The following is a 20,912-nucleotide window of genomic DNA, read 5'->3' on the forward strand; positions in this document are numbered from 1 at the left end:
GCGGGTGATCCTGGGTGGCGGCGGGGTGCTGATGGCTCTCATCGTTGGCATCGCGATCGTCGTGGCGCGGATGGTGACCACTCCTCTGAAACGCGCCGCATACGCGGCGGAGCGGATGGCCGCAGGGGATCTGACCAGCCGCGTCGAGGTCTCCGGTGGTGACGAGCTGGCCCGGGTGGGGGAGTCCTTCAACGATATGGCCCGCAGCCTCGAGCAGAAGGTCGACGATCTCACCGAGCTCTCGTACGTCCAGCAGCGGTTCGTCTCCGACGTCTCCCATGAGCTTCGTACGCCGCTGACCACGATCCGCATGGCCTCCTCGGTGCTCGATGCTCGACGCTCCGATCTGCCCGGTGAGCTGCAGCGGACCACTGAGCTGCTCTCCGCGCAGGTCCAGCGCTTCGAGGTGCTGCTCACGGACCTGCTGGAGATCTCCCGCTTCGATGCGGGCGCCGCTGAGCTCGAGGCGCACCGCGAGAACGTCGACGCGCTCGTCGAGCGGGCGCTCGAGGACCTCCGCCCGCTGGCAGGGGCCCGCGGCTGCCTGCTGGACGTGCGGCTGGCGGGCGGGGACGTGCATGCGGTGGTCGACGCACGTCGCATCGACCGGGTGCTGCGCAATCTGTTGACCAATGCGATCGAGCATGGCGCGGGGCATCCGGTGCTGATCCAGACCGCCGCGGACGATGACGCGGTGGCGGTGGTGGTCCAGGACCAGGGCCATGGCATCTCCCCTGAGGATGCGGCGCACGTGTTCGACCGTTTCTGGCGTGCCGATCCCTCCCGGGCGCGGACCCTCGGGGGGACCGGCCTGGGGCTGTCGATCTCCGCCGAGGACGCGAGACTGCATGACGGCTGGCTCCAGGCCTGGGGACAGGAGGGCAGGGGCGCAGTATTCCGGCTCACTCTCCCGCGGCGCCCGGGAACCCCGTTGACACGTTCCCCGCTGCGGCTCGAGCGATCGCTGGATCGGTGGGGGGCCGACGCCGCGGTCTCCCCGACCCCGACCGGGGAGCTCCGGATCGGACCCGGCCTGCTCCCGGATCTGGAGGATCCAGGGAGCGATTCATTCCCGGAGCCCGACGAGAGCGGAGGTGTGCGATGAGACCGGCACGTCGTCATGTGCTGCGCGCTGCGGGTGCCGCGGCGGTGCTGGGAATGGGCGCGGCCTGTGCCCGTATTCCCACGGACTCCCCGATCGACAGCCGCGCATTGACCGGACGGTCCCAGCCGGGGGCCCCTTATGTGAGGGCGCTGCCGCCCCCGCCCGACGCCGACGCCTCGGAGGTCGCTGCCGGATTCGTGCAGGCCGGGGTCGGTTCCGAGGACGACTTCGCGGTGGCTCGCGCATATCTCACCGACCCGGCCAGCGAACTGTGGAACCCGGCCGCCGGGATCACCGTGTACTCCGGCAGCCAGGAGCTGCAGGTTGAGACGCTCGATGACGGCAGGCTCGCACTGGTCCTCCAGGTGGTCGCCCTGGTGGACGGCAGCGGGGTGCGCACGGTGCTGGCCGGAGCGGTGCCCCGGGAAGTCCAGGTGGCGATCGAGCAGGTCGATGACCAATGGCGGCTCAGCGAGGTGCCCGACGGGATCTTCCTCTCGGAGGCGGCGTTCGAGACGCTCTATGGCCCTGCCCGGCTCTACTTCCTGGATGTGCGGGAGCGTCACCTGGTCCCCGATCATCGCTGGTTCCCGCTGCGCCGGGGCGCCGCCAGCGTGCTCGAAGCGCTCGTCGCCGGTCCCGCCATCTTCCTCCAAGGGGCTGTCAGCAGCGAGATCCCCCGCACCTCCGGGATCTCCGATGCCGTCATCACCACCGGCGCCGACGGCGGCACGCAGGTTGCGGTGCCCACCGCGATCGCCAGCCTTCCCACCGGCCCGAGGATGCTGGCGCTGTCCCAGCTGGAGGCCTCTCTGCGCTCGTTGCGCACCCTGTCCGGAGTCCGGATGGTGCAGGACGGCGAGGAGCTGGTGCTCGACGAGGAGGTGCGGACCGAGCGCGCGCTGCCCGGACATCGCCCGATCGCCGCCGGAGCGACCGGGATCATCTCGCTGGCCGAACCGGGCGGGGGAGCACCCGCCGCACAGCTGGTGCCTGCACTCGAAGATGCTGAGCTCTCCTCCCCGGTGATCGCGCAGGACGGAGTGCTCGCAGCAGCCCGCAACCCGGAGGGGAGCATCGTGCTGCTCGCCTCGACGGACGGTTCCGTCCCGGTGCGGGAGGCCGCGACCGGTGGCGCATTCGTCGCACCGTGCCTCGATGACGCGGGATTCGTCTGGACCGCCACCCGGTCGAGCGCGGGCGCTCTGCTGGCGCTGTCCGGTCAGGGGGCGGAGCTCGATGCGAAGGTCGATGCCCCCTGGCTGACCTCCCGCGAGATTCGTGCCCTGGACATCGCAGCCGACGCCACCAGGATGCTGGTGCTGTCCGCGGATTCCGGGGGCAGCCGGCTGGATCTGTGCGCGGTGGTGCGCGATGGGGAGGGGAGCCCGACCTCGCTCACCGAGCCCGTTGCCGTGCGCACCTATCTCCAGGACATCACCGAGGCCGGCTGGTATGACGAGATCGCGGTGCTGGTGCTGGGGACCGACCCCGCGTCGGGGGAGCGGCGGGCGCAGATCGTCGACTTCGCCAGCGGCAGGGAGGCATTGCCCCCGCTCGCTCCCGGCACCGATCGGATCGCCGGTTCGGTGGTGGCGGAGACGGTGTGGGCCGGCACCACGGAGGGCGTTCTGCTGCGCAGCAGCGGAGAAGGGTGGGCCACGGTCGACATCGAGGGCCGGGATCCGTCGTTCTACTGAGCAGCCCGCCTCGCGGGCCATCGTTCCTCCACAGAGCAGTTTCATCCACCAACGGGGCCCAGGGATGGATCGCCCGGCCGAGCTGGCGTGAAATGGAGGCATGACGGATACCGGCCACCCGACCCTGTGGGGGATGCTGCGCGGGGTGGCAGCCCAGACCTGCGCACTGGTCGCGCCCCGGCACTGCCCCTGCGGGCAGGAGGGCACATGGCTCTGCCAGCCATGCACGAAGCTGCTGGAGACGGCGCCATGCCGAGTGGAGTCGTGCTGTGACGCGCTGCAGGAGCTGAGCGCTGCACGGGTGCGAGACGTGGAGCTCGGCGATCTCTTGCTGCCCGCCGGAGTCGACCACACACCGTTGCTGCCTGTGCTCGCGCTCGGAGAGTACGGCGGGGACCTGCAGCGGTTGATCCTGGCATGGAAGAACGGTGGGATGCTCCACCTCGGCGCACGAATCGCCCCTGCGCTGGCCCCTGCGGTCGCCCGGCTCGTCGAGGGAGCTGACCCCGCCCCGCCCTTCCTGGTCCCGGTGCCCTCGCAGCGCAGCGCACGGCTTCGTCGAGGTGAGGACCACACCGCGGAGCTGGTGCGTGCCATGGAATGCAGCGGTGCCGGGCACGCTCTGCTGCTGCGCGCGCGGCCCACCACCGCCCAGGAGGGACAGGGCGCACGACAGCGCCGCACCCGTCAGATACTCCTTCGAGGGCGCGCCGCCCGCGAAGCGGGACGGCAGGGCGCTCCGGTGGTGATCGTCGACGACGTGGTCACCACCGGCTCCACCCTGCGCGGGATGCATCAGGCGCTCACCTCCGCCGGCATGCGGGTGCTGGGGGCGGTGGTGGTCGCTTCCGCCCGAGTCCCTGCGCAGAGCGCGGCCAGCGAGCGAACAGGATGAACTTTCGGGACGAACATTCAGGAAACCCTGCGCAAAACATGGCATGCTGGTGATACCCGCCACACGACGGCGGGACCCCCTTCACCAGGAGGTGCGACACCCAGCCGAAGAGCCACCGCGGCCGGGCTCAGAGCGGCCGCACCCGGATAGGAGGAGAACCCACTCATGGAGATCAATGTCGTCGGACGCCATATGGACGTCCCGGACCGATTCCGTCGCCATCTCGCCGACAAGCTCGACAAGGTCACCCAGCTCGCCCCCGCGGCTCTCCGCGTGGACGTCGAGATCTCACAGGAGAAGAACCCCAGGCAGACTGAGCTCAGCGATCGTGTGGAGCTGACCGTCCATGAAAATGGCGCGGTGATCCGCTCGGAGGCCCGGGCGGACGATCTCTACGGAGCGCTCGACGTCGCCTACGGCAAGCTCCTCGAACGCCTCCGTCGGTCCCGCGACCGCCGTAAGGACCACCGTCGTGGCCGAGACCGCTCCCATCAGGGCGCCGGAGCGAGCCTCCGCACCATGCCTGCTGACCAGGAGATGCCCCCACCTCTGCTGGACGACGCAGCCGCGAGCGAGGACGAGACGGAGTCGGTCACGGCCACGGACGAGCACGACCTCGCCGAGGCCGGTTCACCGGTGGTCATCCGCGAGAAGAAGCACTCCGCAACACCCATGAGCATTGATGACGCGCTCTATCGGATGGAGCTCGTGGGCCATGACTTCTTCCTCTTCGTCGACGCCGAGACCGGCCACCCGAAAGTGGTCTACCGCCGCAAGGGCTGGAACTACGGTGTCATCGAGCTCGACGCAGAGCTGACAGCCTGACCTCTCTTCACGACGGCCGGGCGGGAGGAGCTGCACAGCTTCCTCCCGCCCCTCGTCGTGCCGACCATGCAGGAGCACCCCGCTGATGAGCTCGACCCTCACGTGGACCCGTGCACGCCGGATCGCCCTGCGGGCACAAGGCATGGGGCGAGCCCGCCGCAGCGATATGCCGGCCATGGCGACCAGCCGACGCGCGCTCGCACGCACCCTCGAGCGGACCCACCTGCTCCAGATCGATTCGGTGAACGTGTTCGCGCGCGCCCATCACCTCCCCGTCTTCACCCGCAGCGGGCCCTGGGACCCCTCCGTGCTCGAGGACTCCGTCCGTCCCGGGCCGCGACGCGCACTGCGGGAGAGCCTGGCGCATGAGGCCACCTACACCTCTCCCGAGATACACCGCCTGCTGGCCTTCCGTCGCCGGGCCACCTCCGAGAAGGACTGGGGAGTGCTGCGGGACATCGCTGTGACCTCACCCCATCTGTTCCCGCAGATCCGGGAGGTGCTGGAGGAGATCGGGCCCGCCAGCGCGGCCACCGTCTCGAAGCACCTGGGCGACACCGAGCGCGGAGAGGGCTGGGGGTGGCGCCGCACCGCCACCCAATGGGCGGTGGAGTATCTGTTCCGCACCGGAGACCTCGACTGCGTGGGCCGCTCGTCGCAGTTCGAGCGGCTGTACTCCCTCGCAGGGGAGGACTCCCCACCGCCTCAGGAGGAGCTAGGGGAGGACACAGCATCGATCGATGAGCTCACCTCGAGAGCGGCCTGCTCGCTGGGCATCGCCGAGGTCGGCTCGCTGGCGGACTACTTCCGCCTTCGCACGCGGGAAGTCATTCCCGCCGTCGAGCGTCTGATCGTCCAGGGCGAGCTGCAGGAGGTCGAGGTCTCCCACCCCGCCGGCAGCCGGAGGATGCTGCTGCACCGGGATGCCCCGGCCCCCGCCCCGCTGCGCGTCGCCGCACTGGTCAGCCCGTTCGACCCGATCGTGTTCCATCGCCCACGACTCGCGCATCTCTTCGATGTGGAGTACCGCATCGGGATCTACACCCCTGCCGCACGGCGCACCACCGGCTACTACTCGCTGCTCTTCCTGCTCGATGACGTCATCCCGGCGCGCGTGGATCTGCGGGCGGATCGCGCCCGGGACGTGCTCGAGGTGCGGGGCACCTACCGTGAACCGCTGCCCAACCTGCCCACCGGGCAGCGGCCGGAGGACCACCTGATCGTCGCGGCGCTCGCCGAGGAGCTCCGGCGCGCCGCCCGCTGGCAGGGCCTTGAGACGATCGAGGTCCTCACCGGGCCCGGGACCGGGGAGCTCTCGCCCGAGCTCGCGGCGGCCGTCCACGGGTGAACCGGCTTCGGGTGATGATGCGCGCAGGTGGTCACCTTCCTGGGCGGTGACGCATACGATGGGGCAGGCATCAGCCGCCCCACGGGGTGTACACGAGATCTACGGGAGCACGAGTGGTCAACCTCTTCGACAAGATCCTGCGCGCCGGCGAAGGCCGGGAAGTGCGCAGGCTCGAAGCCATCGCCCAGCGAGTGGGAGAGGCGGGGGACGTCTTCAGCGAGCTCAGCGATGACGAGCTCCGTGCCGAGACCGACCACTTCCAGGAACGGCTCGAGGACGGCGAGACCCTCGACGATGTGATGGTCGAGGCGTTCGCCGCGGTGCGCGAAGCGGCTCACCGCACGCTCGGCCAGCGTCCGTACGACGTGCAGATCATGGGTGGCGCGGCTCTGCACCGGGGCCGCATCGCCGAGATGAAGACCGGTGAGGGCAAGACTCTCGTGGCGACGCTCCCCGCGTACCTCAACGCGCTCTCCGGCAAGGGCGTGCACGTGATCACCGTGAACGACTACCTCGCCGGCTACCAGAGCGACCTGATGGGCCGCGTGTTCCGCGCGCTGGGACTGACCACCGGGGTGATCAAATCCGGGATGACCCCTGCCGAGCGTCGCGAGCAGTACAACGCCGACATCACCTACGGCACGAACAACGAGTTCGGCTTCGACTACCTGCGCGACAACATGTCCCTCAAGCCCGAGGACAGGGTCCAGCGAGGGCACAGCTTCGCGATCGTCGATGAGGTCGACTCGATCCTGATCGATGAGGCGCGCACCCCGCTGATCATCTCCGGGCCCGGCTCCGGGGACGCGAACAAGTGGTTCAGCGAATTCGCGAAGGTCGTCAAGCTGCTGCGCCAGGATCGTGACTACGAGGTCGACGAGAAGAAGCGCACCGTCGGCGTGCTCGAGGCCGGGATCGACAAGGTCGAGGACCATCTCGGGATCGACAACCTCTACGAATCGCTGAACACCCCGCTGATCGGCTTCCTCAACAACGCCATCAAGGCCAAGGAGCTGTTCAAGAAGGACAAGGACTATGTGGTCCTCAACGGCGAGGTGATGATCGTCGATGAGCACACCGGTCGCATCCTCGCCGGTCGCCGCTACAACGAGGGCATGCATCAGGCGATCGAGGCGAAAGAGGGCGTGAAGATCAAGGCGGAGAATCAGACTCTCGCCACGATCACCCTCCAGAACTACTTCAAGCTCTACGAGAAGCTTGCGGGCATGACCGGCACGGCCGAGACCGAGGCCGCCGAGTTCATGAACACCTACAACCTGGGTGTGGTGCCGATCCCCACGCACCGTCCGATGCAGCGTGCGGACGAAGCCGATCGCATCTACCGCACCGAGAAGGCGAAGTTCGAAGCGGTCGTCGAGGACATCGTCGAGCGCCACGACAAGGGCCAGCCAGTGCTCGTGGGCACCACGAGCGTCGAGAAGTCTGAGTACCTCTCCAAGCTGCTCACCGCCCAGGGCGTCGAGCATGAGGTGCTCAACGCGAAGAACCACGCGGGAGAAGCCGCGATCGTCGCCATGGCCGGCGCCAAGGGCTCCGTCACCGTGGCCACCAACATGGCAGGTCGCGGCACCGACATCATGCTCGGTGGCAACGTCGAGTTCATGGCCCACGCCGAGCTCGAGAAGCGCGGCATGGATCCGGAGGAGGACCGGGACGCGTACGAGAAGGCCTGGGACGAGGAGCTCGAGCGGGCCAAGGCGGCCGTCGCCGAGCAGCACGACGAGGTCGTCGAGATCGGTGGCCTGTACGTGCTGGGCACCGAACGGCACGAGTCCCGCCGCATCGACAATCAGCTGCGCGGCCGCTCCGGCCGACAGGGAGACCCGGGGGAGTCCCGCTTCTACCTCTCCCTCCAGGACGACCTGATGCGGCTGTTCAACTCCGGAGCGGCAGAGTCCCTGCTGGCCCGCGGCGGTGTCGACGAATCGATCCCGCTGACCGGACGCATGGTCTCCGGCGCGATCCAGCGCGCGCAGAACTCGATCGAGTCGCGCAACGCCGAGATCCGCAAGAACGTCCTGAAGTACGACGATGTGCTGACCAAGCAGCGCAAGAAGTTCTACGAGGAGCGTTCGCGGATCCTCGAGGGTGAAGACCTCGACGAGCACGTCGAGCGTTTCATCGAAGAGGTCATCGGAGGCACCGTCGACGCCCACACCCGCGGCAAGCCTGCGGAGGATGTCGATCTGGAGGAGCTGTGGGGCGCCCTGCGACCCGCATATCCGGTCTCCCTCACGGCCGAGGAGCTCATCGAGGAGGTGGGCGGGAAGGAGAACCTCGAGGCGAAGGTGCTGAAGGAGGAGATCCTGGCCGATGCCCGTGTCGCCTACGAGAAGCGCGAGGACGAGCTGGGCGCCGAGGGACTGCGGCAGCTGCAGCGCCGCGTGCTGCTGTCCGTGATGGATCGACGCTGGCGTGAGCACCTCTACGAGATGGACTACCTCAAGGAGGGCATCGGCCTGCGGGCGATGGCCCAGCGTGATCCGCTCATCGAGTACGAGCGCGAAGGCCACCTCATGTTCAACGACATGATGGCTGGCGTGAAGGAGGACGTGGTCGGCTACGTCTACAACCTCGAGGTCCAGGTCGAGAAGGTCGAGCCCGTGGTGCCCAAGGCTGTCAGCGACCTGCTGCGCAGTGCCTCGAAGGTCGCTGCTGCAGCTGCCGCGACCGGCGCGGCGGCGAGTGCCGGTGCCGGCAGCGAGCGCGCCCCGGCCGTGAAGTCTGTGAAGTCCGAGGAGGCTGCTGCAGAGCCGGCGGAGTCGTCGAGCTCGGAGGGGGCCGACGACGCCGAGACTGACAGCGACGACAGCGGGAGCGACGCACCCGCTGAGGAGAAGCTGGCGCAGGAAGGTCGCGTCGTGCTGCGTGCCAAGGGCCTGGATGATGGCCCGGGAGAGCGCCAGCTGCGATACACCTCTGCCGAGGGCAGTGGCGTCCAAGACTCCTCGACGCTTTCTCGGGCGCAGCGCCGCAGGCAGGCGCGCCAGGCCCAGAACGGCGAGGCGAGCCCCGTCGCGAGCGACAAGGTGCAGGACAAGCCCGAGGGCGCGCCGCAGGGAGAGGGCCAGAACCGGGCTCAGCGGAGGATGAGGCGTCGCCGCCGCTGACTCAGCCGATCTCCAGCACCGTCACGCGCCACCCCGTGTGCCGCAGCTCCCAGCGCATGGCCATGAATCGTGCGCGGTCGGGCTCTCTGAGCACGCAGCTGGCTTCGACGGTGTGATCGTTGACCACGCAGATCCGCACCCCGGTCACCATCAGCTGTCGTGCAGGCGCGAAGCCGGTGGTGGCCCGGAGCCGACGGGTCAGTGCGGCGCGCCGCGCGAGCTGCTGGCTGATCTCAGGGGTGACCAGGCGGGTCAGTGAGTTCTCCGGCCGCATGTCGCGCACGATCTCGACAGCGCGCCGAGCCACCGGCACGACCAGATGCTCTATCGCCCGCGGATCGTCAGGGGCGTAGGTCTCGGCATTGGCGGCCTGGGCGGCGGGGCGCTGATCTGTGGCACTCATGGCATGTCCTTGGTGGTCAGTGCGTGGGGGACGGTGAGTTCCATCCCGGGGACCAGGTGATCCGGGTCTGCCCCGATCACCTCGTAGTTGGCCTCATGCAGCAGCGGCCATGAGGCGGAGATCTCCGCGGCAGCGGTCGCTCTGGGAGAGAGCAGGTCGTCCGTGATGCTCCACAGGCTGTCTCCGCTGCGCACGATCACGATGTGCGGGCTGGACATTGTCGTCTCGTCCGTCGTCTCGTCCTCTGCGGGTGCCGCTGTGGGTGCCGCAGAGGCCGGGGAGACGGTCGAGGCTGACCCGTCGGGAGCTGGCTGGGTGGCGGAGGGCTCCTCGCCCCAGTCCAGCGGGGGCAGCAGCGCTCTGCTCTCGGCGGCGTCACTTCCGGCAGCAGAGCCTGATGCCGCGGGCTCCGGTGAGGGAGCCGCAAGCGGGCCGTCTGTGGGCAGCAGCTGGGCGGTCTGGGCGGGAGCCCGCTCGCTCAGAGCCGAGGAGGCGGGATGTCCTTCGCTCGCCGTCGCAGGGGCGAGCACGAGGGCGGTCGCCGTCGTCGCGACTGCGGCCCCGGTGGCCACTCGCTGGGCGAGCCGTGGTGCGAGCAGTCGCAGCGCAGCCAGTGAGGCGGTGCCGATGCGGGTAGCGGGCCCAGCCAGGAGCACGGCAGTGGCGAGCCCCCAGACGACTGTGAGATAGAGGCAGAGCAGAGCGCCCAGTGCGGCGAGCACGACCAGCACCCAGCCGATCAGTGCCTGGTCCGCGTGGGAGGTCTCTGCTGTTCTGCGCAGCGAGTCGGTTGCGGCTGTCATACCCGCGGCACCGCTTGCCGCGAGCAGCATGCACAGGAACGTGGTCCCTGTGTGTCCCGGCGTCGTCGCCGTGGTGTCGTCCTTCATGGAAGCCCCTGGCTGTGATGGGCCGTCGCTGCAGGGAGCGACGTCGTCCCGTTGGTGTCGTTTGGTGCAGTTTGATGCATCTAGTGCTTGTTGGGAGCAAGTTATCGTGTTGTGATGCAGGACGCAATGGCGTCGCCGTGAGATGTGGAAGATCGGCAGCTGGGGAGGAACGATCCCCGGCGGCCGCTGAGAGACCCAGGGTCGGCGCAGAGAAGCTTCGGGCCAGGGTGCGGAACCGGGCAGGGCCTAGAGTGGCGCCATGCGATTCGAGCGGATCTTCGAAGACCTCGAGGGACGGTTCGCCCACCATGAGCAGCAGGAGATGCGTGCAGTCTCAGAGGACCTGGCCCGGGCTGAGCGTGCCCAGCTCACACTGGCCGACCGGCTGCGGGGAGCGGGGACGCAGCGGCTGACGCTCCACGTCGGTACCGGGCTGCGTCTCGATGGCACCATCGAAGGGGTGGGGTCGGACTGGGTTGCACTGCGTGACAGCGCGGGCGGTCAGCGCATCCTGGTCCCGCTCGGAGCGATCGCGCTCGTGCACGGGCTGCCCACAAGGGCGCGGCTGCCCGAGGAGTCGCTACGATCGCCGCTCGGTCTGGGCTCCGTCCTGCGAGAGTTCGCAAGAGATCGCAGCATCGTGCGGCTGGAGACCACTGCCGGCGGAGTGATCGGTCGGATCGCGGCGGTGGGTGCTGACACGCTGGATCTCCATGCGCTGCCTACCGGGGAATCGGTGCTGGTCCCCGGATCAGAACGGCTCACCGTGGCGATCGCCGCGCTGCAGGCCGTGCTGCCGCGCTGAACTCCGTGCGTCGCAGGACCGACCTGCAAGGAGCTGTGCGGTCAGCTCTTCCCGCCAGCCTTCAGCTGCTCCCGCTGGCGCTCCTCCTCGAGGATGCTCGCGGTCGCCTCGTAGCTGCGCTGGATGTATGACTCGATCTCCGTGACCTCGACCCGCCACTGACCCCGCCCGCCGACCTTGATCGCCCGCAGTTCCCCGGAGCGCACCAGAGCGTACGCCTGCGACGCGGAGATGGAGAGCATCTCCGCGACATCAGACAGCGGGACGAAACGTGGCGACATCGACGATCCTTCCGAGCGGAGCACCTGGAGGTGAGGCCCGGCCATTCTCTCATCCTCGGCACTGACCGCCCTCCCCGCTGTGGACAGCCGCCATCCATCTGCCTCGGCGGCCCGGATATCCACAAAGCTCCCGCATCGGCCCCATCGGAGCCCCTGCTGTCGTAACCTCCCGGGAGGTCCCGGTACCCCGGGATCCCAGCGAGGGGGCAGGAGAGGGCAGTGGGGGCTACCGCACCGATGATGAGGCTGCGCCGACCACGATGGAAGGATCCGCGTCTGATCGTAGGGATCGTCCTGGTCGTCGCCAGCGTGCTGATGGGAGCCCTGCTGGTCTCTCGACTCTCCGAGACGACGCCGGTCCTGGTCACCCGCTCTCCGATCGTGCCCGGGGACCCGATCGACTCCGCGGACCTGGTGGTCGTGGAGATGAGGCTCGGGGACCAGACGGCTCTCTACGCCGGGAACGTGGAGTCGATCCCCGCCGGCGCGGTCGCCACCCGCACCGTGCATGAGGGGGAATTGCTCCCGATGTCGGCGATCGGGCAGGCAGCTGACGTGACGCTGAGACCCGTGGTGATCCCGGTCGACGCGACCGTGGCAGAGTCCGTCGTCCCCGGTGCGACCGTGGAGCTCTGGCATACCGCTCCCACGAGTGCTGACTCCGAGGACGCACAGGCAGTGCTGCTGGTTCCCGACGCCGTGGTCCGCCGCATCGATGAGGGCAGCTCGCTGGGCATGCGGTCGATGGCCGTCGAGGTGCTGGTGCCCAGTGGCAGCGTCGGAGCGGTGCTCGAGGTGCTCTCGAAAGATGAACGGCTGGACGTGATCGGCGTCCCCGGCGCCCATGGACTCGCGCCATGATCGACATCGTGCTCTGCGCCTCGGGCAGCGATGAGGTGCGCATCGTGCACGACCTGGCGGTGGACCGTGACCGCACGGCCCGGGTGGTGCGCCGATGCGCGGATCTCGCCGAGACCCTCGCGGTGACTGCAGCGGGGATCGGTGACGTGGTGCTCATCGACGTGTCGGTCCGCGGTTTGGGACGCGATGCGATCGCTGCGATGATGCGGGACGCCACGGTGGTGGGACTGCAATCCGAGGAGGCTGCGGAGAAGACCGGGCTCGGACTGCGTCATGTGCTCCCCGCCCATTCCTCGATCGACGAGATCCTGGCCGCGGTCTCCGCGGCAGTCTCGGGGGAGCAGGAGCAGGCGGACTCCTGGGTGCAGGAGGCGTCGGACCTCGAGGATGTGCCGACAGGTCGGCTGGTGGCGGTGTGGGGGCCGACGGGGTCCCCCGGCCGATCCCTGATCGCGGTCAACCTGGCCGCCGAGGCTGCAGCGAGCGGGGAGGACACGGTCCTGGTCGACGCAGACACCTATGGCCCCTCGCAGAGCCAGCTGCTCGGAGTGCTGGATGAGGCGCCCGGTCTGGTGGCCGCGGCACGTGCCCATGACCGCGACACCCTGGACGAGGAGACCCTGGAGTCCTTGCTGCCGCTGGTCCAGCCCCACCTGCACCTGCTCAGCGGGATCGGGGTCCCCGGCCGCTGGGCAGAGCTGCGCCGAACCTCGATGGAAGGCGTCTGGGGAGCGCTGGCGAGACGAGGCGGGCTCGTGCTCGCCGATATCGGTCCGGTGCTGGAGGAGGACGAGGAGCTCAGCTACGACACCGCCGCACCGCAGCGCAACGCCGCGGCGATCAGCGCGATCGAGGCGGCCGACGCGGTGATCGCGGTGGTCACCGCCGATCCCATCAGCATCACCCGATTGCTCCGCGAGCACACCAGGCTGGAGGAGCTGGGGGTGAGAGAGCTCCATGTCGTGGTCAACCGGGTGGGGGCGCCGGTTCCGGGTGACCGGGTGCGGGACCTGATCGCCTCGCGGATCCCGGTCGCCTCCCTGAACCTGCTGCCCGATGATCCGATCGCCTGCCGGACCGCGGGCTGGGACGGGGCTCTGCTCGCCGAGATTGCTCCACGTTCGGCGCTGCGCAAGGGGCTGCGGGATATCGCGGCCTCTCCTGTTCTGCGCGGCCAGGGTGTTCCGGCACCAGGCTGAGGGAGCCGGTGAGAAGATGACCTCCATGAGGATCTACCTGCCGCTGACCGACCAGGACCGACGCACGCTCGAGGGCGCAGGCGCCCGACTCGATCTCGAGGCGGGCCGCACCGCCTGGGCGGTCACCGTCGAAGCGCGTGCAGACCGCTCCGGCGAGGACGAGGAGGACCTCGAGTACGACGCTCTCCAGGACGCGGTCCATGTCGCCTTCAGCACGGGACGGAGCAGCGCGAGGGCGCTCGTGATCGCCGCAGATGTGCCCGACGGCGCATTGTCGCCCGGAGCCGAGGACAGTGGAGTCTTCGGAGTCGTCCTGAGGGAAGCGACCTCTGCCAGGATCGCGAGCCTTCATGTCACCGAGCAGGATGCGGCGGCTGCGCATGCTGACGACACGGATCCCGCCCTGCTGTGGTTCGACACCAGCGAGGCGACCGACGCCCTGGACTATCTGGACGCCGCCGCCTCGGACGTCGCAGCTACAGACGCCGCAACGAAGAGCTGACCGTCCTTGGAGGGGTCGTTCAGCGGGTCGTCGACTCGAGATAGGTCGACGCTGAGCGCTCTTCGGCGCGGAGCACTGTAGAGACGTAGGGGATCGCCGCCTTCTCCAGGCGCGGCCCCAGCAGCGGGACCTTCGCGACCAGATCGCCGTCGATTTCGACCGTGCTGGTCGATTCTCCGGTGGGGGTGAGGCGCAGCGTCGCGGTGAGTCCGGCGGGAGTGCCGACGACGTCTAGGTGCATGGTGCCTCGGCGGCTGCCGTCCTGCTCGGGCGCGGACCAGGACTGCTCCTCACGAATGGTGACCGAGGAGCCGACGAAGGGCCGCACCATGTCCGGCACCCGGTCGGTCGGCATCGACAGCTCGGTGCGCACGGTGAAGGAACCGGTAGGGTCCCCCTCCAGGGTGGATTCCGCCTGTGCGGCGCCGAGCGTGCGCCGGCGGATCTCGGTGTACTCCGGATCGGCGTACATCTCCGCAGCGGCGCGTGCGGACAGCGGGAGGTTCAAAGTCTCGCGAAGCTTCATCCTGGTCCTTCCTCGGAACGGTTCGGGCCCAGCCTAGAACAGTGCGGAGGAGCCGCTCGCCGGTGGGACGGTCACCGGCCAGGTGACGCGGACGCCTATCCTGTTCCCATGCCGAGCCTGTCCAAGTTCCTCGCCGACAACCGTGGTCTCTCCGAGAAGGAAGCGGACTGGTTGCAGCACCTGGTCGGTGACTGGAACCTGCTGTCCGACCTTCTGCGTGCCGACCTCGTGCTGTGGATCCAGGAGGATGACGGTCCGCTGGCTGTCGCGCACTGCCGTCCTGCCACCGGTCCGACCGTCTACTACGAGGATCCCGTCGGCACCACGAGCGACGGCGGTGAACAGGGCACCGAGATCGCGCGGCTGCTGGCCGGAGGGGACCCGCTCCGTGTCACCACCGAGATCGAACGAGAAGGGCGTCGGGCGATGGGGACCCTGGTCCCGGTGCGCAAGAACGGCCGCACCCTCGCCGCGCTGGCCGCCGAGGTCCCCGAGGCGGACCATCAGCCGTCCGACAACGAGATCCACCAGCGTGCGCTGGGCCACCGCCTGCTGCGGATGCTCGAGAACGGTGCCTTCCCGATCGCGGGTGCACCGATCCCGCCCCGGCGCGGTGCGCCCCGGGTCGGGGACGGGGTGGTCGAGCTCGATGAGTCCGGGATCGTCCAGTGGACCTCACCGAATGCACGCTCGGCCTTCCATCGTTTCGGCATCGCAGGGGACATGGAGGGCATCACGCTCGCCGAACTGTCCACCGAGATGCTCCAGTCCCGTTCCCCGGTCGATGAATCCCTGCCGCTGGTGCTGATGGGTCGCGCCGCCTGGCGCTCCGACATGGAAGCGCGCGGGGGGACCCTCTCCCTGCGAGCAGTGCCGCTGACCGAGCAGGGCCGCCGCACCGGTGCGGTGATCCTGGTGCGGGACGTGACCGAGCTGCGTCGCCGCGAGCGTGAGCTGATCACCAAGGACGCGACCATCCGCGAGGTGCACCACCGGGTGAAGAACAATCTGCAGACGGTGGCTGCGCTGCTGCGGATGCAGTCACGACGTATGAAGACGGATGAGGCGCGGGAGGCGCTGGCCGAAGCGATGCGCCGAGTCTCGACCATCGCCCTGGTCCATGAGTCCCTGCTCCAGGGATCTCAGGAGGCCGTCCACTTCGACGAGGTCATCGACCGCTGCCTGCGGCTGGCAGTGGATGCAGCGAGCGCATCCGTCCATCGCGCGGGGACCCCGCAGCTGACCGACAGCCAGGTCGAGGTGCGCACGCAGAAGATCGGCCGGGTGGGGTCCATCCGGGCGGAGGAGGCGACGCCGTTGGCTCTGGTGGTCACCGAGCTTGCGACCAATGCGGTCGAGCATGGGCTCTCCGAGACCGGGGGGACGCTCACCATCCGCAGCGATCGCACCGGATCCCATCTCGTCATCTCCATCGAGGATGACGGTATGGGCATGGGGGCTGCGAAGCCGACGGGGCTGGGCACGAACATCGCCCTGACCCTGGTGCAGGGCCAGCTCGGCGGGACGCTCACCTGGGAGGACCGCCCGGAAGGCGGGACCAGGGCGATGGTCGAGGTCTACCTGGATCCGCTCACGATCTGAGCGGGGACCGCTCACGAGCCGAGGAGCGGGCAGGAGCCAGCCGGGGGCGTCGGTCAGGAAGCGCAACTGGGTCCTGCGGCGCCACGCTCAGAGGGGGGCGCCGCAGGACGGAGAAATCAGCTTGCGCGTCGGGCGCGGGCGTTCCGGCGCTTCAGGGAACGGCGCTCATCCTCGGAGAGTCCGCCCCAGACGCCAGAATCCTGGCCGGTCTCGAGCGCGAACTTGAGGCAGGCTGTCATGACGTCACAGCCCTGGCACACCGCCTTCGCTTCCTGGATCTGGGTGATCGCCGGTCCGGTGTTCCCGATCGGGAAGAACAGCTCGGGATCATGCTTGAGGCACTCGGCACGGTGGCGCCAGTCCATCGTCACTCTCTCTTTCCAGGACGCCCCGCCCCGCCCCGTGGGGCGTGGCGCGGCGAGGGTCACCCTCAACGGGGCGTTCTCGGGTCTCTGGCTCTTCGGGGCAGGACGGGGAGCGGATGCTCCCGCGATGTCCATCAGCCCGACGAGCCGATCTCCATTCTCTGGGGCGGTCGGGAACTCGACAAGGGCCAGGATGGGCAAGCCTGGTGGCACTTCCCACACCGTCTGAGTCCGGGCCGCAGCAGGCGTGATGCCGGGCACGAAGGCGTTGCATCCGGGTGCGGAAGGTGCTTCAGAAGCTGCCTGTGCGGGCGTCGGCGGGCTCGAGGAATGACGAGGCCGGGGAGGTGACGTCCCGGCACAGGCGCGGAGATTACAGTGCCCTCATGCCCACCGAATCCCATACCTCCACGCGCGGAGGCTCTCGAGACGACCGCGCTCGCGGATCTGAGGACGGCCCGGATCCGAGCCCTCGCAGCCGCCCGATCGTCGCCCTGCTGCTGGGCATCGAGGCGCTGCTGCTCGCATCGGCCGCCACCTACTGCTTCGTCGTGGTCGCCGGCGGCGGCCTGCACACCCGCCTCGGGATAGGCCTCGGGGTCTTCCTGCTCCTGTTCGCGCTGCTGCTCGCACTGGCCGCGCGCTCGATCCTCCTCAGGGGCCGCTTCGGACTCGGATGGGGCATCACCTGGCAGCTCTTCCAGGCCCTGGTGGGGGCGAGCATGCTCAACGCCTCCATGTACTGGCAGGGCACCCTCGCACTGATCCTCGCGATCACGCTGTTCGTGCTGCTGACTCGACTGGTCCACTCCACACCCCTGCCGCACCGCGGCGACTGAGGACTGGCCGCTGCGCCGCGCAGCCGTGAGCGGTGGCGGCGAGCCTCCGAAGCGAGCAGCGGCCGACCCTCGAGGAGAGAACGACGACGCGCGGTGAACGGCGACCCGCGGTGAGAGAACAGAGGGGCACAGCCCAGACACAGCCCAGGCCCTGCCCCGGAGCACTCCGGAGCAGGGCCTGGACTGTGCAGGGACCTCAGCGTAGGGACCTCTGCAGCCCCCTCAGCGGCTCATTCGTTGTCCGCGAGGGCCGCGGCGGGTGCCGTCCGGGCGGCGGTGCGCCCGGGGAGAACCGAGGCGAGAGCACCGGCGATGATGGCCAGCAGCAGCACCAGGCCGACCTGCCCCCACGGGATCGTCATCGTGACGGGATACGCGGACCCCAGCAGGGCGTTGATACCCAGGATCCCGTAGGCGCTGCCGATCACGATGCCCAGCACCGCACCGACCAGCGCCAGCAGCACACCCTCCCAGCCGAGCATCGCGCGCATCTGGCCGCGAGTGGTGCCCAGCGCTCGCAGCAGGGCGTTCTCCCCGGTGCGCTCGATGACGCCGAGGCTCAGCGTGTTGGCGACACCCACCAGGGCCACGAGCACGGCGACTGCGAGCAGGCCGACGGTGATCCCCAGCAGGATGGTGAGGATCTGGCCGTAGGCCTCCCGTTCCATCCCGCCGAAGTCGGCGGAGGCCTCCGAGAAGCCCTCGCCCATCAGTACCTCGTCGACAGCTCCCACCAGGTCGAGAGCCTCCACGCCCTCCCGCTCGGGCGTGCCGGGATCGGCGAAGTCGCCGAAGAACGCCGTCGTGGCCTCGTCCCCCACGATCTCCTCGAACGTCGCCGGGGTCACGAAGGACAGCTGCAGGTTGGCATCGATCTGGACCCGCAGCTCGTGCACAGCGCCGTCGGCGCCCTCGACCTGAAGAATCTGACCATCGGTGACGCCGAAGCGCTCGGAGCGCTCCTGACCCAGCAGCACCACGCCGTCCACGAGCTCATCGGCCATGCCCGGTCGGTGCGAGGTCTCCCGCACCGCATCGGGGGAGATGCCATAGAGGGTCATCGGCTCGGGGACGCCTACCTGGATGTCCCCGCGGCTCCCCTCATGGGCGGTGTCGATGCCATCCAGGGCGAGGACCTGCTCCAAGGCATCATCGGGCACCTCCTCGGCGGAGATGACCATGTCGATCGGGCGCCGTGAATCGAGCTCCGAGATGAGCGTCGCCTCGGCGGTGCGGGCTCCGACGGCCATCATCGTCATGAGCGTGGTGCCGATCAGGAGGGCGGCGATCGTGGCTGCGCTGCGCCGCGGATTGCGGGCGACGTTCGCGCTCGCGATCCGCGCCGGGAGTCCGCCGACCCTGCCCATGATGCGGCCGACGAGGGCCGAGAGGGGCCGGGTGAGGACGACCAGCGAGAGCAGGATCCCGGTGAAGCTGACCACGCCGCCGAGCATCGCCAGCAGGATGCCGATCGTGGCGTTGCCGTTCATGGCCAGGGCGGTGCCTCCGGCCATGACGGCGACGCCGAGGATGACGGCGCCCAGGCCGAGGGCACCTCGCAGGCCGATGCCGTGATGTATCGCGGGAGGGACCGGGCGCAGCGCCTGCAGGGGTGCCACCCTGGTGGCCGACCACATGGGGGCGAGGCTCGCGAGCAGCGTGATCGCCACGCCGGCGAGCAACGGCAGCAGGAGGGACCAGAGGCTGAAGGGCACCAGCATCACGCCGTCCAGCCAGCCGACGCCGGCGGATATCGCCAGTGCGAGCTGCACCAGGAGATGCCCGCCGATCATGCCCGCCGCGGCACCGATCAGGCCGACGCTCAGCGACTCCCGCAGCACGACGCCGCGCACCTGCGAGCGCGTCGCCCCGAGGGTGCGCAGCAGCGCCAGGCTCCTGGTGCGCTGGGCGATGGTCACGGCGAAGGTGTTCGCGATGACCACGGCGCTGGTGAACAGGGCGATCACCACGAAGACGGCGAGCACCATCCCCAGGGCCGCGAAGTCGCCCAGGAACTGCCCGGCGGCCGCGTCCTCGGCCTCCTCGACGGTGCGCACGCTCTGGTCGTCCGTCGTCGCCGCGGATGCGACAGCGGCAGGGTCCGTGCCCTCGGCCACGGTGGCGAGCCAGGTCTCGGTGATGGTGCCGGCATTCGGCCCGAGCAGGTCGACAGCAGTGGCCTCGGAGATCAGCACCCGTGGCGTGCCGCCGAAGACGGCACCCTGCGGGGCGGAGGCGATGCCGACGACCGTCAGCGGGAGCTCCTGGTTGCTCGGAGTCCACTCGGCCGGCACCGTGACGGTGTCCCCGAGGTCGACGCCGAGCTGTTCCACCGCGGCGGTGTCGAGCACGATCTCGGTGCTCGAGGCGGGCAGGACGCCCTCCTGCATGGAGTCTGCCTCCGGCTGCCCCGGCGGCAGCAGGGAGAGCGAGAGGAAACTGCTGTCACCCTCCGCGGAGGTGAGCTCGAGGTACTCCTGCAGCTGGGGCCACACGGCGTCGGCTCCCTCGACCTGCGGTGCCTCGAGCGGCGCCTCGGTCATCCACTGCTCATCGGTCAGCGGGCGAACGATCTCGAGGTCCGCGCCCTCGTACTGCTGGGAGGCCTGTGAGCGCAACGAGGCCTGCATGAGGTTCCCGGCCAGCACCATCACGGCGACGAAAGCACAGGACAGGGCGATGGTGACGACGGCCGCGAGGTGCCTTCGCAGCGGAGTGAGCTTCACCGGAGTGCGCAGGGCCATCAGCGCTCGCCCCGCAGATCCTCGTCACGGGCGATCCGGCCGTCGGCCAGCGTGATGATGCGGTCCGCGCGCTCGGCGGCGTCCCGCTCATGGGTGACCATGACGACCGTCTGGCCGAACTGGTCCACCGAGAGCCGCAGGAACTCCAGGACCTCCTCGGTGGTGCGGGAGTCGAGGTTGCCGGTGGGCTCATCGGCGAAGACCACGGCGGGGGAGGTGACCAGGGCGCGGGCGATGGCGACGCGCTGCACCTGACCGCCGGAGAGCTGCGAGGGCAGATGGGAGAGCCGGTCGGTGATCCCGAAGGCGGAGGTGATGGTTTCCAACCAGGTGCGGTCCACGCGCTTCCCGGCCAGCTCCAGGGGCAGCAGGATGTTCTGCTCGGCGGTGAGCATCGGAAGCAGGTTGAAGGACTGGAACACGAAGCCGATGCGTTCCCGGCGGAGCTTGGTGAGGGCGTCATCGCCGAGCGCGGTGATCTCGGTGCCATCGATGCTGATGGATCCGTGGTCGACGTCGTCGAGTCCCGCCAGGGTGTGCAGCAGCGTGGACTTCCCAGACCCGGAGGGGCCCATGATGGCGGTGAACTCCGCGCGGGCTATTTCGAGGTCCACGGCATCCAGAGCGGTCACGATCCCGGCCCCGGTGCCGTAGGTGCGGGTGACGGCGCGGGCGGTGATGGCGGGCGGTGCAGGGGCCGCAGCGGCGGTGCCGCCGGAGGAGGGCACGGCGAGTGGCTGGGAAGTCATCGGAGTCCTTCACGAGGAGGTAAGCGGTCGTGATCGATGATCCCGTGGCGGGGGATGCTGCCGCGTCAGCCTGTGGTCGCGCTGTCGGAGGTCTGGAACGACCTGGAGCGCTGATGCCGTCATACCGGGGTCTGATGCCGCG

General features: G+C 69.3%; 19 protein-coding genes. 12 read left to right on the forward strand and 7 right to left on the reverse strand.

All coding sequences use genetic code 11. The features are described 5' to 3' along the window. The 6 genes from mtrB to secA all read left to right on the forward strand — a co-directional run. Positions 1–1,105, forward strand: a 1,105-nt coding sequence (gene mtrB, locus ACT3SQ_RS08325) for an MtrAB system histidine kinase MtrB (protein WP_444601041.1), incomplete at its 5' end; no start/stop codon positions are given. After that, positions 1,102–2,805 carry an LpqB family beta-propeller domain-containing protein gene (locus ACT3SQ_RS08330; protein WP_441443280.1) on the forward strand — a complete coding sequence of 568 codons (1,704 nt, stop codon included), beginning with the start codon at positions 1,102–1,104 and terminating at the stop codon, positions 2,803–2,805. The genes mtrB and ACT3SQ_RS08330, both read left to right, overlap by 4 nt. 100 nt (positions 2,806–2,905) lie before the next feature. Continuing rightward, on the forward strand, positions 2,906–3,700 hold the full coding sequence (locus ACT3SQ_RS08335) for a ComF family protein (RefSeq protein WP_444601042.1): 795 nt from the start codon (positions 2,906–2,908) through the stop codon (positions 3,698–3,700). A gap of 165 nt (positions 3,701–3,865) precedes the next feature. Further along, a complete protein-coding gene (gene hpf, locus ACT3SQ_RS08340; RefSeq protein ID WP_441443278.1) occupies positions 3,866–4,525 on the forward strand; it encodes a ribosome hibernation-promoting factor, HPF/YfiA family in 660 nt (219 codons plus the stop codon). 85 nt (positions 4,526–4,610) lie between these two features. Beyond that, positions 4,611–5,873, forward strand: coding sequence for a winged helix-turn-helix domain-containing protein (locus tag ACT3SQ_RS08345; protein ID WP_444601043.1), 1,263 nt, complete (start codon positions 4,611–4,613; stop codon positions 5,871–5,873). Positions 5,874–5,986: 113 nt separating this feature from the next. Beyond that, on the forward strand, positions 5,987–9,004 hold the full coding sequence (gene secA, locus ACT3SQ_RS08350) for a preprotein translocase subunit SecA (RefSeq protein WP_444601044.1): 3,018 nt from the start codon (positions 5,987–5,989) through the stop codon (positions 9,002–9,004). Position 9,005: 1 nt separating this feature from the next. On the opposite strand, the gene ACT3SQ_RS08355 is transcribed toward secA, so the two are convergent. Beyond that, positions 9,006–9,407 (reverse strand): Rv3235 family protein, encoded by a 402-nt coding sequence (locus ACT3SQ_RS08355; protein WP_441443275.1) that lies wholly within the window; start codon positions 9,405–9,407, stop codon positions 9,006–9,008. Beyond that, the gene (locus ACT3SQ_RS08360; RefSeq protein WP_444601045.1) at positions 9,404–10,210 is read right to left on the reverse strand and encodes a LysM peptidoglycan-binding domain-containing protein; all 807 of its coding nucleotides are present in this window, start codon (positions 10,208–10,210) and stop codon (positions 9,404–9,406) included. The genes ACT3SQ_RS08355 and ACT3SQ_RS08360 overlap by 4 nt, the downstream gene beginning before the upstream one ends. Before the next feature lie 346 nt (positions 10,211–10,556). Here ACT3SQ_RS08360 and ACT3SQ_RS08365 point away from each other — a divergent pair, with 346 nt between their 5' ends. Continuing rightward, on the forward strand, positions 10,557–11,102 hold the full coding sequence (locus tag ACT3SQ_RS08365) for a hypothetical protein (RefSeq protein WP_444601046.1): 546 nt from the start codon (positions 10,557–10,559) through the stop codon (positions 11,100–11,102). Between the two features lie 41 nt (positions 11,103–11,143). Here ACT3SQ_RS08365 and ACT3SQ_RS08370 read toward each other — a convergent pair whose 3' ends face one another. Continuing rightward, on the reverse strand, positions 11,144–11,383 hold the full coding sequence (locus ACT3SQ_RS08370; protein ID WP_441443272.1) for a helix-turn-helix domain-containing protein: 240 nt from the start codon (positions 11,381–11,383) through the stop codon (positions 11,144–11,146). Positions 11,384–11,602: 219 nt separating this feature from the next. On the opposite strand from ACT3SQ_RS08370, the gene ACT3SQ_RS08375 reads away from it, so the two are divergent. Genes ACT3SQ_RS08375 through ACT3SQ_RS08385 form a run of 3 tightly spaced genes read left to right on the forward strand, consistent with a single transcriptional unit; the run spans position 11,603 to position 13,945 of the window. After that, positions 11,603–12,244: an SAF domain-containing protein gene (locus ACT3SQ_RS08375; RefSeq protein WP_441443271.1), complete on the forward strand. Its 642-nt coding sequence runs from the start codon at positions 11,603–11,605 to the stop codon at positions 12,242–12,244. Next, positions 12,241–13,443: an AAA family ATPase gene (locus ACT3SQ_RS08380; RefSeq protein WP_442332845.1), complete on the forward strand. Its 1,203-nt coding sequence runs from the start codon at positions 12,241–12,243 to the stop codon at positions 13,441–13,443. The genes ACT3SQ_RS08375 and ACT3SQ_RS08380 overlap by 4 nt, the downstream gene beginning before the upstream one ends. Positions 13,444–13,459: 16 nt before the next feature. Continuing rightward, the gene (locus ACT3SQ_RS08385; protein WP_441443269.1) at positions 13,460–13,945 is read left to right on the forward strand and encodes a DUF6912 family protein; all 486 of its coding nucleotides are present in this window, start codon (positions 13,460–13,462) and stop codon (positions 13,943–13,945) included. Between the two features lie 19 nt (positions 13,946–13,964). Here the strand turns inward: ACT3SQ_RS08385 and ACT3SQ_RS08390 are convergent, their stop codons facing one another. Continuing rightward, entirely contained in the window at positions 13,965–14,471 is a 507-nt protein-coding gene (locus ACT3SQ_RS08390) for a DUF2505 domain-containing protein (protein ID WP_442332846.1), read from the reverse strand. Positions 14,472–14,579: 108 nt separating this feature from the next. On the opposite strand from ACT3SQ_RS08390, the gene ACT3SQ_RS08395 reads away from it, so the two are divergent. Continuing rightward, on the forward strand, positions 14,580–16,073 hold the full coding sequence (locus ACT3SQ_RS08395) for a sensor histidine kinase (RefSeq protein WP_441443267.1): 1,494 nt from the start codon (positions 14,580–14,582) through the stop codon (positions 16,071–16,073). 116 nt (positions 16,074–16,189) lie between these two features. Here the strand turns inward: ACT3SQ_RS08395 and ACT3SQ_RS08400 are convergent, their stop codons facing one another. Then, positions 16,190–16,438, reverse strand: coding sequence for a WhiB family transcriptional regulator (locus tag ACT3SQ_RS08400; RefSeq protein ID WP_299304496.1), 249 nt, complete (start codon positions 16,436–16,438; stop codon positions 16,190–16,192). A 386-nt stretch (positions 16,439–16,824) separates the two neighbouring features. Between ACT3SQ_RS08400 and ACT3SQ_RS08405 the strand changes: the two genes are divergently transcribed. Next, positions 16,825–17,277 carry a hypothetical protein gene (locus tag ACT3SQ_RS08405; protein WP_441443266.1) on the forward strand — a complete coding sequence of 151 codons (453 nt, stop codon included), beginning with the start codon at positions 16,825–16,827 and terminating at the stop codon, positions 17,275–17,277. Positions 17,278–17,507: 230 nt separating this feature from the next. Here ACT3SQ_RS08405 and ACT3SQ_RS08410 read toward each other — a convergent pair whose 3' ends face one another. Further along, on the reverse strand, positions 17,508–20,021 hold the full coding sequence (locus ACT3SQ_RS08410; protein WP_444601047.1) for an ABC transporter permease: 2,514 nt from the start codon (positions 20,019–20,021) through the stop codon (positions 17,508–17,510). Beyond that, positions 20,021–20,770, reverse strand: coding sequence for an ABC transporter ATP-binding protein (locus tag ACT3SQ_RS08415; RefSeq protein WP_442332733.1), 750 nt, complete (start codon positions 20,768–20,770; stop codon positions 20,021–20,023). The genes ACT3SQ_RS08410 and ACT3SQ_RS08415 overlap by 1 nt, the downstream gene beginning before the upstream one ends. Positions 20,771–20,912 lie beyond the last annotated feature (142 nt).

This window comes from Brachybacterium sp. AOP42-C2-15 (assembly GCF_052377065.1).
Classification (GTDB): Bacteria; Actinomycetota; Actinomycetes; order Actinomycetales; family Dermabacteraceae; genus Brachybacterium.